The organism is Solirubrobacter deserti (genome assembly GCF_027587175.1).
Classification (GTDB): Bacteria; Actinomycetota; Thermoleophilia; order Solirubrobacterales; family Solirubrobacteraceae; genus Solirubrobacter; species Solirubrobacter deserti.
Genome location: NZ_JAPCID010000058.1, coordinates 1 through 13,395, shown reverse-complemented (window position 1 = coordinate 13,395; position 13,395 = coordinate 1). Strand labels below are relative to the sequence as shown.

Genomic DNA, 13,395 nt, shown 5'->3' with positions numbered 1-13,395 from the left:
ACTCAGATTCTAAGAACTGCTTTGCCGCGGCGAACGAGCTTGTTGCCGTCCTGCACCGCTTCGCAGTCGAACACGGCCTCGCCGTCGGCCTGCGACTTGAGCTTGGACGTGATCGTGATGTCGCGCTCGGGCACGCCCATCCCGCGGAACTGCACGGACAGCGACTTCAGCGCGAGCGGGTCGCCGACGACGTCCGTCTGCGCCCGCGCGACCTGCGCCATCGTCCACAGGCCATGCAGGATCTTCCCGGGAAGGTCGACCGACTGGGCGAACTCGTCGTCCAGGTGGATCGGGTTGAAGTCGCCGGACGCGCCCGCGTAGTGGTACGTGGTGTACCGGTCGGGCGTGATCGTCACCTCACGAAGTTCGTCCATGTCCCCTCGCAGACGAGCTCCCCGCGCTGGTTGGTCGAGCGCGAGCTGAACGTGTAGACCCTGATCTCACCGCGCTTGGCCTCGTCCACGAACGCGGCCTCGGTGGTGATCTCGTCGCCGGCGATCACCGGCAGATGCCAGGTGAACTCCTGCGCGCCGTGCACGAGCCGGGAGAAGTCGATGCCGATCTCCGGATCCAGCACGGCCGGGCGCATCGCGCGCCACTTGTAGACGGCCGCGAACATCGGCGGCGCGACGACGTCCTCGTAGCCCGCCTCGCGCGCCGCGGCCACGTCGAAGCACAGCGGGTTCTGCTCGCCCACCGCCGCGGCGTACTCGCGGATCTTCTCGCGGCCCACCAGGTAGGTGTCCGAGTGGGCCATCTACTTGTCGTCCGCCAGCTCGAGCACGGCCAGGAAGGCCTCCTGCGGGACCTCGATCCTTCCGACCTGCTTCATCCGCTTCTTGCCCTCCTTCTGACGCTCGAGGAGCTTGCGCTTACGGGAGATGTCGCCGCCGTAGCACTTGGCGGTGACGTCCTTGCGGAAGGCCTTGACCGTCTCGCGGGCGATGATCTTCGCGCCGACGGCGGCCTGGATCGGCACGTCGTACTGCTGGCGCGGGATGCGCTTGCGCAGCCGCTCCGTGAGCTCCTTGCCGACGCCGTAGGCCTTGTCGCGGTGGACGACCATGCTCAGCGCGTCCACGGCGTCGCCGCCGAGCAGCACGTCGAGCTTGACCAGGTTGGAGGGGCGCAGCCCGATCGGCTCGTAGTCCAGCGACGCGTAGCCCTTCGTGCGCGTCTTGAGCTGGTCGAAGAAGTCCAGGACGACCTCGGCGAGCGGGAGGTCGTACGTGAGCTGGACGCGGTCCGCGCTCAGGTAGTGCATGCCCGAGTGGTTGCCGCGCCGGTCCTGGCACAGCTCCATGATCTGGCCGATGTACTCCTTCGGCGTGAGGATGCTAGCCCGGATGTACGGCTCGCGGACCTCCGCGATGCGCGCCGGGTCGGGCATGTCGGTCGGGTTGTGGACCGGGATGACGTCCCCGTCGGTGAGCGTGATCTCGAACTCCACCGACGGCATCGTCGCCATCAGCTCGAGGTCGTACTCGCGCTCCAGGCGCTCACGCACGATGTCCATGTGCAGCAGGCCGAGGAAGCCGCAGCGGAAGCCGAACCCGAGCGCGTCGGAGGTCTCCGGCTCCCAGCTCAGCGCCGCGTCGTTGAGCGTCAACTTCTCCAGGGCGTCGCGCAGCTCCGGATAGTCGTCGTTGTTCATCGGGAACAGGCCGCAGAACACCATCGGCTTGACGTCGCGGTAGCCCGGCAGCGGCTCGTCCGCCCCGCTGATCTTGGTGGTCAGCGTGTCGCCGACCGCCAGCTGCGTGACGTCCTTGATGCCGGTGATCAGGTAGCCGACCTCGCCCGGGCCGAGCTGCTTGGCCGGGAGCTGGGCGGGCGTGAAGAAGCCGATGTCGTCGATCTCGGCGACCGTGCCGGTCTCCATGCCGACGATCGTGTCGCCCTTCTTGAACGTGCCGTCGACGACGCGGATGTACGCGATCACGCCGCGGTACTGGTCGTACTCGGAGTCGAAGATCAGCGCGCGCGGCGGCGCCTCCGGGTCGCCGGTGGGCGCCGGCACCCGCTGCACGATCTGCTCGAGCACGTCGAGCACGCCCTCGCCGGTCTTTGCGGAGATCCGGCGCACGTGGTCCGGGTCCTCGCCGATCAGCTCCGCGATCTCCTCCCCCACCCGCTCCGGTTCGGCGCCCGGCAGGTCGACCTTGTTCATGGTCGGGATCAGCTCGAGGCCGGCGTCGATCGCGAGGTAGGTGTTGGCGACGGTCTGTGCCTCCACGCCCTGGGAGGCGTCAACGACCAGCAGCGCGCCCTCGCACGCCGCGAGCGAGCGGCTCACCTCGTAGGTGAAGTCCACGTGGCCGGGGGTGTCGATCAGGTGGAACTGGTAGGTCTCACCATCCTGGGCCGTGTAGAAGACGCGCACGGCCTGGGCCTTGATCGTGATGCCGCGTTCGCGCTCCAGATCCATGGAGTCGAGCAGCTGGGCACGCATCGACCGGGGGTCGACGGTGTGAGTGAGCTCCAGGATGCGGTCGGCCAGCGTCGACTTGCCATGGTCGATGTGGGCGATGATCGAGAAGTTGCGGATGTGCGACTGGTCGGCCAATTCGTCCCTTAGGTTACGAGCGGCGACGCAATCTGCGGGCGAAGAGATCGAGAATCTGCCTCGCCTCCGGGATCCTGAGTCCCAAGACCACGCCCGCGTAGGCCGCCGAGCCGACGCCGAGCGCCACGCTCACCGCGGTCGCCTGGGCGATCAGCGACGTCCCGAGCAGCGCGTCCAGGCCGTCCCACACGAAGTGGGAGACGGCCGCGAGCGCGGCCGCGGCGAGCAGCATCTTCGCGATCGCGACCAGCGTCTCGCGCGTCTCGAACCCGCCCAGCGCCCGGCGCAGCCAGACCGCCTCCGCGATCACCAGCGCGGCGTTGGACGCGATCGTGCCGAGCACGATGCCGCCGATCCCGTACGGCTTGGCCAGCAGGTAGGAGCCGATGGCGTTGATGGCGAGCGAGCCGACCGCGAGCGTCGTCGGGACCCACGGTCGCTGCAGCGAGAAGAACCCGCGCGTGAGCATCAGGACGAAGCCGCTGAACGGGAGGCTGAACGCGAACCAGAACAGCGCGTCGGCCGTCAGGCTCGTCGAGTTGCCGGTCCACTCGCCGCGCTCATAGACCAGCCGCACGATCGGCTCGGCCAGGGCGAGCATCGCCGCGCCGGCGGGGATCAGCAGCAGCGCGATCTGCCGCAGCCCGGTGCCGATCGTCGCCCGCATCCCGGCGAAGTCCTCGCGCGTGGCCAGGCGGGCGAGCTGCGGGAACAGCACGGTCGCGACCGCGACGCTGAACATCCCCTGCGGAAGCATGTAGATGCGGAACGCGGCGTCGATCGCGCGCGGCACCTGCTCGTCGACGATCGAGCCGATCGTCGAGTTCAGCAGCAGGTTGATGTTGATCAGGCCGAGCCCGATCGACACCGGCAGCATCAGCATCAGGATCCGGCGGACGCGCTCGTCCCCGCGCCGTGGCAGCCGGATGTGGCCGATCGGGAAGCCCATCCGGCGCAGCGTCGGCAGCATCATCAGCAGCTGGACGAGCGTGCCCGCGACGACGCCGATCGCATAGGCGTAGAGCCGGTCGTCGCCCTCGAACAGCGGCGTCAGCCCGACCATCCCGGCGATGATCACAACGTTCCAGACCAGCGGCGCGATCGCGGGGATCGTGAAGTGGTCGTGGACGTTGAGGATGCCGACGACCAGGCCCGTGAGGCCGAGCAGCACGACGATCGGGAACAGCACCTGGCTGAGCCCGATGCACAACGTGTCCAGGGCGGGCGTGAACTCGTCGCCCGTGATCGGCGGGATGATCACGGGCGCGAGCAGGATGAAGACGACCGTGATGACCGTCAGCGCGACGAGCATCAGGCCCGCGAGCGCGCCGGCGAGCTCGATCGCCTCCTTGCGTTTCTTGCGCTCGATCAGCTCGGAGAAGACCGGGACGAACGCGCTCGAGAGCGCGGCGTCGGCCACGAGCGCCCGGATCAGGTTCGGGATCTGGAACGCGAGCGTGAACGCCGAGATCGGGCCGAGGGTGCCGAAGTACGCGGCCGCGACGACCTCACGGATCAGGCCCGCGACGCGGGAAAGCCCCGTCGCCGCTGAGAAGATCAGCGTGTTGATCGCCGTGCGGCGGGAGGTTGCGGAGGGCTGAGAGGCCAAGCCGGCGCGCTATAGTACGCCGCCGTCGCAGTCGTCTGCGGCCTTTTTCACCATGGCCAACATCAAGTCACAGATCAAGCGGAACAACCGCTCCGAGCGCGAACGCGTCGAGAACCGCCACTACACGTCGCAGATCAAGACGTACTTCCGGCGCCTCGAGACCGCCGTGACGGAGGGCAACGACGAAGCGGTGGCCACTGAGCACCGCAAGCTCGTCTCCCTGATCGACAAGGCCGTCAAGCGCGGCGCGCTGCACGCCAATACCGGCGCGCGCAAGAAGGCGCGTGCCGAGCGGCTGCGTCGCGGCGCCCCCGTCGCCTAGCGCGCCACCACACCTCTCTTCGCTCAGGGCGTCGGTTCTCACCGGCGCCCTTCGCGTTTAATCGGCCGATGACGCTCACGCTCGTGGATCTTGGGCCGAACCCGGCGGCCGTGGTGGAAGCGGTGGCGGCGGTGCTCGACGTCGGTCCGCGGCGAGCGTCCGAGCTCGTCGAGCAGCTGCCCGCGTACCTCGGGGACGGGCCCATGGCGGACGTGCTGCGCGAGGAGCTCGAGCGGCTCGGCGCCGTCGCCGAGGACCGTGAGCGGCCGCCGGCGCCGCCGGTCCCGGCCGCGACGCCGGATCGCTCCGCCTCGGTCACGCTCCTCGCCGCCGGCCCGGACCGCGTGCGGGTGGCCAAGGCGGTCCGGCTGGCGACCGGCTACACGCTCGCCGAGGCCAAGCGGCTCGTCGCGGCGGCGCCCACGACGATCGCGGTGCCGCCGGATCGGGCGGCGGAGCTCCGGCGCGCTTTGGAGGCGGCCGGAGCTCGTGTCGGCTAGGCGGAGCGCTTCTTCTTCGTCGGCGCGACCTTGACCGGCTCGGGGCTGTCCGGGACGGTCTGCGCCGACAGCGGCTGCAGCCCGGCGGCGAGCTTCTCGTCGGCGCGGATCACGTGCATGACGGCGTTGATCAGCGCCAGGTGCGTGAACGCCTGCGGGAAGTTGCCCAGGTGGCGGCCGCTGCGCGGGTCGATCTCCTCCGCGTACAGGTGCAGCGGGGACGCGTAGCCGAGCAGCTTCTGGCACAGGTCGCGCGCCAGGTGGTGCTCGCCGATCTCGCTCAGCGCGCTCACGAGCCAGAACGAGCAGATCGTGAACGTGCCCTCCTCGCCCTGGAGGCCGTCGTCGGTCTCCTCGACCTTGTAGCGCAGCACGAGGCCGTCGACCGTCAGGTGGTCGGCGATCGCCATCACGGTCTTGCGCACGCGCTCGTCGTCGGGCGGCAGGAAGCGCACGAGCGGGATCAGCAGCGCGGACGCGTCCAGCGCCTCGGTCTGGTAGTGCTGCGTGAAGATCCCGTCCTTGCAGCCGTGCTCGAGGATGTCGGCCTTGATCTCGTCGGCCTTGGCCTGCCAACGCGCGGCGTGCTCGTGCGCCTCGCGCAGCGTGGCCAGGCGGGCGCCGCGGTCGCACGCGACCCAGCACATGACCTTCGAGGACACGAAGTGCTTGTCCTCACCGCGCACCTCCCAGATGCCGCGGTCGGGCTTCTGCCAGTTCTCGATCGCGGCCTCCACGAGCCGCTCGATCAGCGGCCAGCGGCGCTCGGGCAGGTGGTCGCGGGACTTGGCGTGCAGGAAGATCGAGTCCAGCATCGTGCCCCACACGTCGTGCTGGCGCTGGTTGTAGGCGCCGTTGCCGATCCGCACGGGGCGGGCGTTGTCATAGCCGGACAGGTGGTCGAGCGTGTCCTCGACCAGCTCCCGCTCGCCCTGGATGCCGTACATGACCTGCAGGTCGTCCGCCTGCGCGGCGTCCTGCATGAAGTAGAAGTAGTCGTTGGCCTCCCACTCGAAGCCGAGCGAGTGCAGGCCCCACAGCATGAACGTGCTGTCGCGGACCCAGCTGTAGCGGTAGTCCCAGTTGCGCTCGCCGCCTGGCGTCTCGGGCAGGGACGTGGTGGCGGCCGCGATCATCGCGCCCGTGGGCGAGTAGCTGAGGCCCTTGAGCGTGAGGGCGCTGCGCTGCAGGTACTGGCGCCACGGATGGTCCGGGAACGTCCCGTGCGCGAGCCACTGGTGCCAGTAGTCCGCGGTCTTGACGAGGCGGTCGTAGGCCTCGTCGTAGGTCTTCGGGCCGGGATGGTCGGAGAAGGCGAGGGCGACGAACGCGGTCTCCCCCGCCTTGAGCGTGCTGACGGCGCGCACGCGCGAGCCCTCGAAGCCGACGCGCAGGTCCGTCGTGAGCCGCAGCTTGGTGCCCCAGCCGTCCGCGGACGCGACCGCCTCGTGGTAGCCCGTGCCCTCGTACTCCCACTCGGCGTAGCGGCGGCCGTAGTCGAAGATCGGGTCGCACTCGAGCTGGACCTCGACCGCGCCGTTGACGCAGCGCATCGTGCGCAGCAGGACGTGGTCGGCGTCGTAGTCCGTGGGCGCCCGGCGGTGCGTCGTCGAGCGCTCCTGCTTGTCGTGCCACGGGCCGATCAGCAGCACGTCGCGGACGATCAGCCAACCGCGGTCGGTGCCCCACGTGGTCTCGAGGATGTTCGTGCCGGGCAGATAGCGCCTCGCGGCCGGGACCATCGTGTCCGCGGGACCGAGCCGGAACGTCCCGGCGTCCCGGTCCAGCAGCGCGCCGAACACGCTCGGGCCGTCATAGCGCGGCAGGCACATCCACTCGATCGCGCCGCTCGGTGCCACCAGGGCACACGTCTCGCAGTCCGAGAGGAAGCCGTAGTCCGCGATGGGCGGGAACGGCGAGGTCAGCGGGGGGTTGGCGTTGTCCAGCGACATTGCCGCGAGATGCTAGGGAATCGCCCGCGGCGGGCGCGCCCGCGGCTCCCCGCGCGGTGCCGCCCGACGCGGCGCGCCTGGCCGCGCGGCGCTGCCACCCCCGGCGCGATCGGCTACGCGGCGGCTGCGAGGACCGCTCGCAGCGCGACGGTGTCCTCGTTGAGGCCGCCGCCCAGGTGGCCGCGGGTCGCGGCCTCGAGGTCGGCCATCGCCGCGAGCGCCTGGCGCAGCGCGTGCACGTCGCGGCCGGACACGTCACGGATGAACTGATCCGCGGCCCGCGGCGGCATGCGCAGGTTGCGCTTGATCTGCGCGGGTGCCTGGCCGGCCTCGATCGCCTCCGCGACCGCGACGGCGTCGCGCAGGCGCTTGACCATGTTCCAGATCAGGCCGGTGGTGCGCTCGCCCTGCTGGCGCAGCTCCAGCAGCAACTCGACCGAGTGGCGGCGGTCGCCGGCCACGAGCGCGTCGCCGAGGTCCCAGATCTTGCGTTCGGCCGAGGACGCGCACGCCGCCTCGACCTCCTCGACGCCGAGCAAGGCGCCCGGCCCGTGTTCGAGCGCCAGCTTCTCCAGCTCGCGCGCGAGCCGCTGCTGGCGCGTGCCGACGTGGGCGACCAGCGCCTTCGCGGCTTCGTGCTCGAGCTCGATCTGCAGCTTCTTGGCCTCCGCCTCCACCCAGCGCGGCAGCGCCTTGACGAAGACGTTCTTCTCCTCGGCGACCTGCCCGCCGACCTTCTCGACGGCCTTGTGCAGCTTCGCGGGCGCCTTGTAGCGGCTTTCCTCGCGGGCGAAGAACGCGACCGTGATCGTCTCCGGGTCGGCGGCGAGCAGCGCCTTCACGACCGGGTCGACCTCGCTGTCCTTCCAGCGCTCGACGCCGTCGGCGATCACGAACCGCCGGCCCATCGCGAACGTCATCGTCGAGAGCGCGACCTCCAGCGCCGCGGGCGTGCACTGGTCGCCCTCGTAGACCTCGACGCCCGCGGAGCCGGCGGCTTCCTCCGCCATCGCGCGCAGGCGGGCGCGCCGCTCGGCGATGCGGCCGTGGTCGTCGCCGTGGATGAGGTACGCCGCGCGGAAGCTGGGCACGGCGAGAGAGGTTAGAGGCGGCGCCGGTCGGCGCCGCCTCGCCTCATGGTCTACGGAGCGGTGGTGCTCAGCGTGAACGTGAGCGTCTTGCCGTAGCTGCCGGTGCGCAGGCCCTCGTCGGCCGCGATCGACTGCTTGAAGCCGACCTGCACCGCGCGCGAGGCGACCGGCTCGTTCCAGCTGATCAGCGTCAGCGGGCCGTTGTCGGTCCGCAGCGGCGCGAACGCGCCGTCGTTGACGTTGACCTGGACGGGCGAGCGCAGCGCGTGCGTGCCGTTCACGAGGCGGCCGGTCGCCGTCGAGCTGGCGTCGAGGACGCTCAGCGTGGCGTCGGCGCCCGTCGAGGTGACCTGGGCGGTCAGCGAGCCGTCGTAGGTGCCCGGGATGCCCGGGATGAACGTGCCGAGGGTGGCGTCGCCGATCGTCAGCGCGAGCGTCGCGGGCACCGAGCCCGTGAGGTTGCTCGGCTGCGAGACGCTGGCGCCCTTGGCGAGCTCGAAGGTGACGACCGGCGGGTCGTGGTCGGAGATGCCGGTGCCGTCGCCCTCGGGACGCTCGTAGTAGTCGTTGTCGAAGTGCACGTAGCGGAAGTCGGTCACGCGCGATTCGAGGCCGGCGCTGACGAAGATGTGGTCCAGCGTCTGCAGGTGGCCGTTGAACTTGTACGAGTAGGCCTGGCCCGCGGGCGCCTTCGTCCACAGGTTCGCCAGCACGTTGCCGCCGGCAAGGGTGCTGAGCGCCTCCGAGAACTCGAAGTCGTTCAGGTCGCCCGTGACCAGCACGTTCCTGCCCTGCTGCTGGAGCGCGGCGGCCGCCTCACGCACGTACGCGGCCTCGTCGATGCGGCAGCGGTTCTCGTGCGTCTGCGACGCCCAGTGGTTGCTGAGCGCGACGAAGCTCAGGTCGCCCTTCTTGAGCTCCAGCTGGTACGGGGCGCGGTCGAACAGCTTGCCGCTGCCGTTGGCGCGCCACAGGTCGCACGTGTTCTGCCAGGCCGCCGGGGCGGGCACCTCGGCGCCGACGACCTTGCCGCCGGTCGCGGTCGTGCCGTCCTTGACCAGGAAGCCCGTGGCGATCCCGCGCTCGTCGTTGTTGGTGGCGATGTAGCCGGTGTAGTTGCCGAGCGCGGCCGCCAGCCCGGTGAGGGCGTTGGCGCCGTCGGCGAACACCGCGACCTCCTGGACCGCGATCACGTCCGGCTCCTTGAGGAAGTTGCGGATCGCGAGCACGAGCGTGCGGACGCGCTCGTTGTACTCCTCCTGCGTGATCACGTGACCGTCGTTGGACTTGCCGACGGGGAACAGGTTCTCGACGTTGAAGGAGGCGACGCGCAGCGTGTTCTCGGCCGGCGTCGGGACGGCCGGCGGGTACGCGGCGTTGATCGGGCCGCGCTCGACCGCCGGAGCCGGCGCGCCCGTGAGCTGCGGGACGATCTTGAAGTAGCTGTAGCTGTAGCTCAGCGGGCCGGTGACGTTGCGGACGACGTCGAACAGGTCGAGATCGACCTGCGTCGTGCTGCGCCACGGCAGGCGCGGGTCGGCCGGGTTGCCGGCGCCGCCGTCGGGCGAGATGCCCAGCTCGGCCGGGGCGTCGTGCCAGGGCGTGGAGATCGCCGCGGCGTCGTTCTTGCGGAACAGGCGCGTCGCGTCCGTGCCCGGCTCGACGAACACGTCCCGGAACTTGGTGGTGCCGCCGCCGGTGGCGATGCCGACCGGGAGCGTCACGCGCATGCCCTGCAGCGCCCGGTAGTAATTGCGGGCGATGCCCTGGTTCTCGGCCTGCGTCTGGTCGAGCACGACCGGGGCCGGGAGCGGCTTCTTGTCCGTGCTGACCGAGACGGCGACGGCGCTCAGGTCGACCTCGTTGGCGCACGGGCAGGTCGTGGAGCCCACGCCGTCCGGCACGATCTCGACCTGGCCGAACTTCGCGTTCGCGCGGCCCTCGATCACGACCTCGCGGCCGATGACGTCCTCGGGGTTGGTCGCGGCGCGGCGAATGCCCGCGACGAAGATCGCGCTCGACGTCGTCGCCGTGTCCGGACGGGTCGCCTCCTGGATCCAGAGGCCCGAGTCGCCCTTGTAGATGGCGTCGTAGCTGGAGCCGTAGAGGTTGTCGATGCCCGTCACGATGCCCTTGATGCGCACGCGGGTGCCGTTGCACGCCGACTGCGTGCCGAGCGTCTGGACGCTCGTGATCGGCGTGACCGCCGGGACGGGCTGGCAGCCCTCGGTGGGCTCGCCGCCGCCCTGGCAGGCCGTGCCGCAGTTCTCGGGCGCGAACGCCTGCGGGCCGACGAAGTCGTTGGCGTTGTTGTCGGTGTCGACCGGCGCGGTGCTCTTGCGCAGGAAGGCGTTGTTGCCGTTCGCGGTCGGGAACGCCAGGCCGGTGCCCTCGCGGTAGGCGGCGACGACGCCGGTGTGACCGACGGCGTCGATGACGGTGCCGGCGGCGTTGCGCAGCTGGATGCCGCCCGTGTCGCCCACGCCCGTGGTGAAGATCTGGTCCCCGGGCACGGTGCCCGAGTACGAACCGCCCGTCGGGGTGCCCGGCTGCACGTTGGTGAACAGGTAGGACTTGCCGGCGGGCAGCGTGACCCCGGCCGGGATCTTCGCGCGCGAGCTGACCGACGTGCCGCCGGCGTTGGAGCCGAAGATCTCCCACTCGCCGATGTTCTGCGGCGCGCTCGAGATGTTCTTGATCTGGATGTACTCGTCGTTGCCGCCGGTCGGGCCGCGGAACGCGACGCCCTGGATGACGACGGTGTCCGAGGCCGCTTGGGCGGCCGGCGCCGCGACCGCTACCGCGGCGAGAGCCGCAGCGGCGATGGCGAGGAGGCGGGGTTTCACGAGTTGGGAGTCCTTTCCACCGGGGGATCCGTAAGACGCCGGAGGAACCTATAGGTGGGCGCGGCGTCCCTGTGACCGTTTGGTGATCGACGGCTCTGCCCTGTACTGACGGCGTGTTCGTACTCAGACCACTTCATCCGTAGGTCACCCTCCCGTCATCCGCATGGATGACGACCGTGCCCTGTTCGTCGGTGCGCGTGACGGTCGGTACGGCGGCGTTGAGCGCTTCGAGCGTGGAGGGCGCCGGGTGGCCGTAGGTGTTCTCCTTGCCGACCTCGATCGCGGCGAACGCGGGCTTGAGCTGCGTCAGCAGCCGCGGCAGGCCCGGGTCGGCGCTGCCGTGGTGGGAGACCTTGAGCACGTCCACCGGTTCCGGGCGCAGCGGGAGCAGCACGTGCGATTCGGCGTCCGCGGTGAGCAGCACCGAGATCTGCTCCGCCTCCAGGCGCATGACGAGCGCCTGGTCGTTCGGGTTGCCGGCGGCGCGCCAGCCGGGCGCCCGCCGCGGCGGCCACAGCACGTGGAACGTCAGGCGACCGAGCGTGATCGTCTCACCCTGCGCGGGCGCGTGGATCCGGGCGCGTGTCGCGGCGAGCGCGCGCTGGACGGGCGACTCCCAGCCGGCCGCCCCGTCGACGATCAGGCGCGGGCGGTGCTCGGCGATGACCGCGGGCGCCGCGCCTTCGTGGTCATTCTCGGCGTGGGTCAGCATCAGCGCGTCGAGCTGGTCGACACCCGCCTGTCGGAGGCGCTCGAGGATCGGGCTCTCCGGCTTGCCGGTGTCGACGAGCACCGTCGTACCGTCGAGCTCGATCAGCGTCGCGTCGCCCTGGCCGATGTCCAGGAACGAGATCCGCAGGACCGACGGCGGCGGCGGAGCGAGTCCGCGCTGCGCGGCGGCGGTCGCCGCGACGACGGTGGCCGTGGTGAGCCCGAGCGCGAGCGTCGTCCGCAGCGGACGCGGCCGCCGCCGGGGATGGCCGTAGCGGCGCACCGCGACGGTCACGGCCGTGGCGAGGAGGACCGAGGCCGCCAGGATCGTCAGCGGGTGCGCCTTGACGTCGACGACGGAGACCGGCGTGTCAGCCGTGTACTGCGCGACCCGCTGGATGTAGACGAGCAGCGGCGCCGTCAGCGCGGTGAACGGCGCGGCCAGGGCAGGCGCGACCTGCGCCGCCGTCGACGCGAGGACGCCGAGCCACATCACGGGCGCGATCGCCGGCGCCGCCAGCAGGTTCGCGGGCAACGCCGCGAGCGAGACCTGCTCGAAGTGCAGCGCCATCAACGGCGCGGTCCCGAGCGTGGCGGCGGTCGTGATCGCCGCCACGTCGGCCACCGGGCCCGGCATCCGGTGCGCGAACGCGTCGCGGAGCGGCTTCGCGCCTGCCAGCAGCGCCGCCACCGCCGCGAACGACAGCTGCCACCCGGGTTCCTCCGGCGCCCGCGGGTTGAGCGCGAGCGTCGTCGCCGCCGCGAGCAGCAGCGCGTACCAGCGCTGGCTCGGCCGGCCCGCGAGCGCGGCGACCAGGCCGGCGATCCCCATGACCCCGGCGCGCTGAATCGACGGCCCGGCGCCGGTGAGCGGGACATAGAGCGCGATCAGCGCCGCCGCGACGAGCAGCCGCGCGCGGATCGGCAACCCGAACAGCGCCCCGGCCGCGAGCACCAGCGCGGCGAGCAGGATCACGTTCTGCCCGCTCACCGCCAGGATGTGCGCCAGCCCGGACGCCTGGAAGTCGTCCTTGACCTGCTCGCTGAGCCGCTCGTCCTCGCCCAGCACCATCCCGCGCAGCAGCGCGCCCTCAGGCGCGTCGAGCCCGGCCTCGAGCCCCGCATCCGCACGCCGCCGCACGCTGTCGAGCGCGCCGGCGAGGCCACCGCGCCGGTCGCCCGTGGCGCTGATCCGCGCCGCGTCGATGGCCGCGTGCGCGTTCCGCGGCCGCTGATACGCGTCCGCGAAGCCGAGCGGCGCGACCCGTCCCTGCACCGCGACGATATCGCCCACCGCGACGCTCGACGGCACGCCCACGGCGCCGCCTGGTGCGCTTGTGTTCGCGCGCGGCCAAGCGCGGGAGCGAAGCACGGCCTGCTCTCCCGCGCCCGGGCCGTCGATGAGGCGCACGCGGGCGACGGAGGGTCCGCGCAGGCGGTCGCGGACCGGCTCGAGCACCACCGCGCGCGTCTGAACCGAGCGGCCGTGCAGGTCCGCGAGCACGCCGGCGTCGAGCGCCGCGAGCCGGACGTCGGCGCACGTCGCGCCGCCGAGCACGGCCGCTGCGGCGAGCGCCGCCGGCCACGGGCGGCTCGCGAGCGTGGCGAGAACGAACGCGGCGACCAGGACGGCGAGGGCATTCGCTCGACCGAGCAGCAGCCCGGCGACCAGCGCGGCGAGCACGAGATGCCGCGGATGCGCACGCACGACGGCGAGGCCGCGCGCCACGAGCGCGCGAGCGCCGGCCAGGCCGCGCGGCGCCGCGGCGGGCCGACCGCCATCGCGACGCGAACCCGC

10 protein-coding genes are annotated in these 13,395 nt (G+C 71.4%); 2 read left to right on the top strand and 8 right to left on the bottom strand.

What is annotated here, in order from left to right:
- Positions 1-2 precede the first annotated feature (2 nt).
- Genes OJ962_RS28535 through murJ form a run of 4 tightly spaced genes read right to left on the bottom strand, consistent with a single transcriptional unit; the run spans position 3 to position 4,175 of the window.
- Positions 3-374 (bottom strand): MaoC/PaaZ C-terminal domain-containing protein, encoded by a 372-nt coding sequence (locus OJ962_RS28535; protein ID WP_202953892.1) that lies wholly within the window; start codon positions 372-374, stop codon positions 3-5.
- Complete coding sequence (locus OJ962_RS28530) at positions 353-757, bottom strand: MaoC family dehydratase N-terminal domain-containing protein (protein WP_202953891.1); 405 nt, start codon at positions 755-757, stop codon at positions 353-355. The genes OJ962_RS28535 and OJ962_RS28530 overlap by 22 nt, the downstream gene beginning before the upstream one ends.
- Positions 758-2,566 (bottom strand): translation elongation factor 4, encoded by a 1,809-nt coding sequence (gene lepA, locus OJ962_RS28525; RefSeq protein ID WP_202953890.1) that lies wholly within the window; start codon positions 2,564-2,566, stop codon positions 758-760.
- A gap of 13 nt (positions 2,567-2,579) precedes the next feature.
- Positions 2,580-4,175 (bottom strand): murein biosynthesis integral membrane protein MurJ, encoded by a 1,596-nt coding sequence (murJ, locus tag OJ962_RS28520; RefSeq protein WP_202953889.1) that lies wholly within the window; start codon positions 4,173-4,175, stop codon positions 2,580-2,582.
- 52 nt (positions 4,176-4,227) lie between these two features.
- Here murJ and rpsT point away from each other — a divergent pair, with 52 nt between their 5' ends.
- Positions 4,228-4,497: a 30S ribosomal protein S20 gene (gene rpsT / locus OJ962_RS28515; RefSeq protein ID WP_202953888.1), complete on the top strand. Its 270-nt coding sequence runs from the start codon at positions 4,228-4,230 to the stop codon at positions 4,495-4,497.
- Positions 4,498-4,565: 68 nt separating this feature from the next.
- On the top strand, positions 4,566-4,997 hold the full coding sequence (locus OJ962_RS28510) for a ribosomal protein L7/L12 (RefSeq protein ID WP_202953887.1): 432 nt from the start codon (positions 4,566-4,568) through the stop codon (positions 4,995-4,997).
- Here OJ962_RS28510 and OJ962_RS28505 read toward each other — a convergent pair.
- From OJ962_RS28505 to OJ962_RS28490, 4 genes are all read right to left on the bottom strand, one after another.
- Entirely contained in the window at positions 4,994-6,949 is a 1,956-nt protein-coding gene (locus OJ962_RS28505) for a glycoside hydrolase family 15 protein (protein ID WP_202953886.1), read from the bottom strand. The genes OJ962_RS28510 and OJ962_RS28505 overlap by 4 nt on opposite strands.
- Positions 6,950-7,062: 113 nt before the next feature.
- Positions 7,063-8,040 carry a DNA polymerase III subunit delta gene (holA, locus tag OJ962_RS28500; protein ID WP_202953885.1) on the bottom strand — a complete coding sequence of 326 codons (978 nt, stop codon included), beginning with the start codon at positions 8,038-8,040 and terminating at the stop codon, positions 7,063-7,065.
- 50 nt (positions 8,041-8,090) lie between these two features.
- On the bottom strand, positions 8,091-10,886 hold the full coding sequence (locus OJ962_RS28495; protein WP_202953884.1) for an endonuclease/exonuclease/phosphatase family protein: 2,796 nt from the start codon (positions 10,884-10,886) through the stop codon (positions 8,091-8,093).
- Positions 10,887-11,019: 133 nt separating this feature from the next.
- Complete coding sequence (locus tag OJ962_RS28490; RefSeq protein WP_270006767.1) at positions 11,020-13,281, bottom strand: ComEC/Rec2 family competence protein; 2,262 nt, start codon at positions 13,279-13,281, stop codon at positions 11,020-11,022.
- Positions 13,282-13,395: the final 114 nt, after the last annotated feature.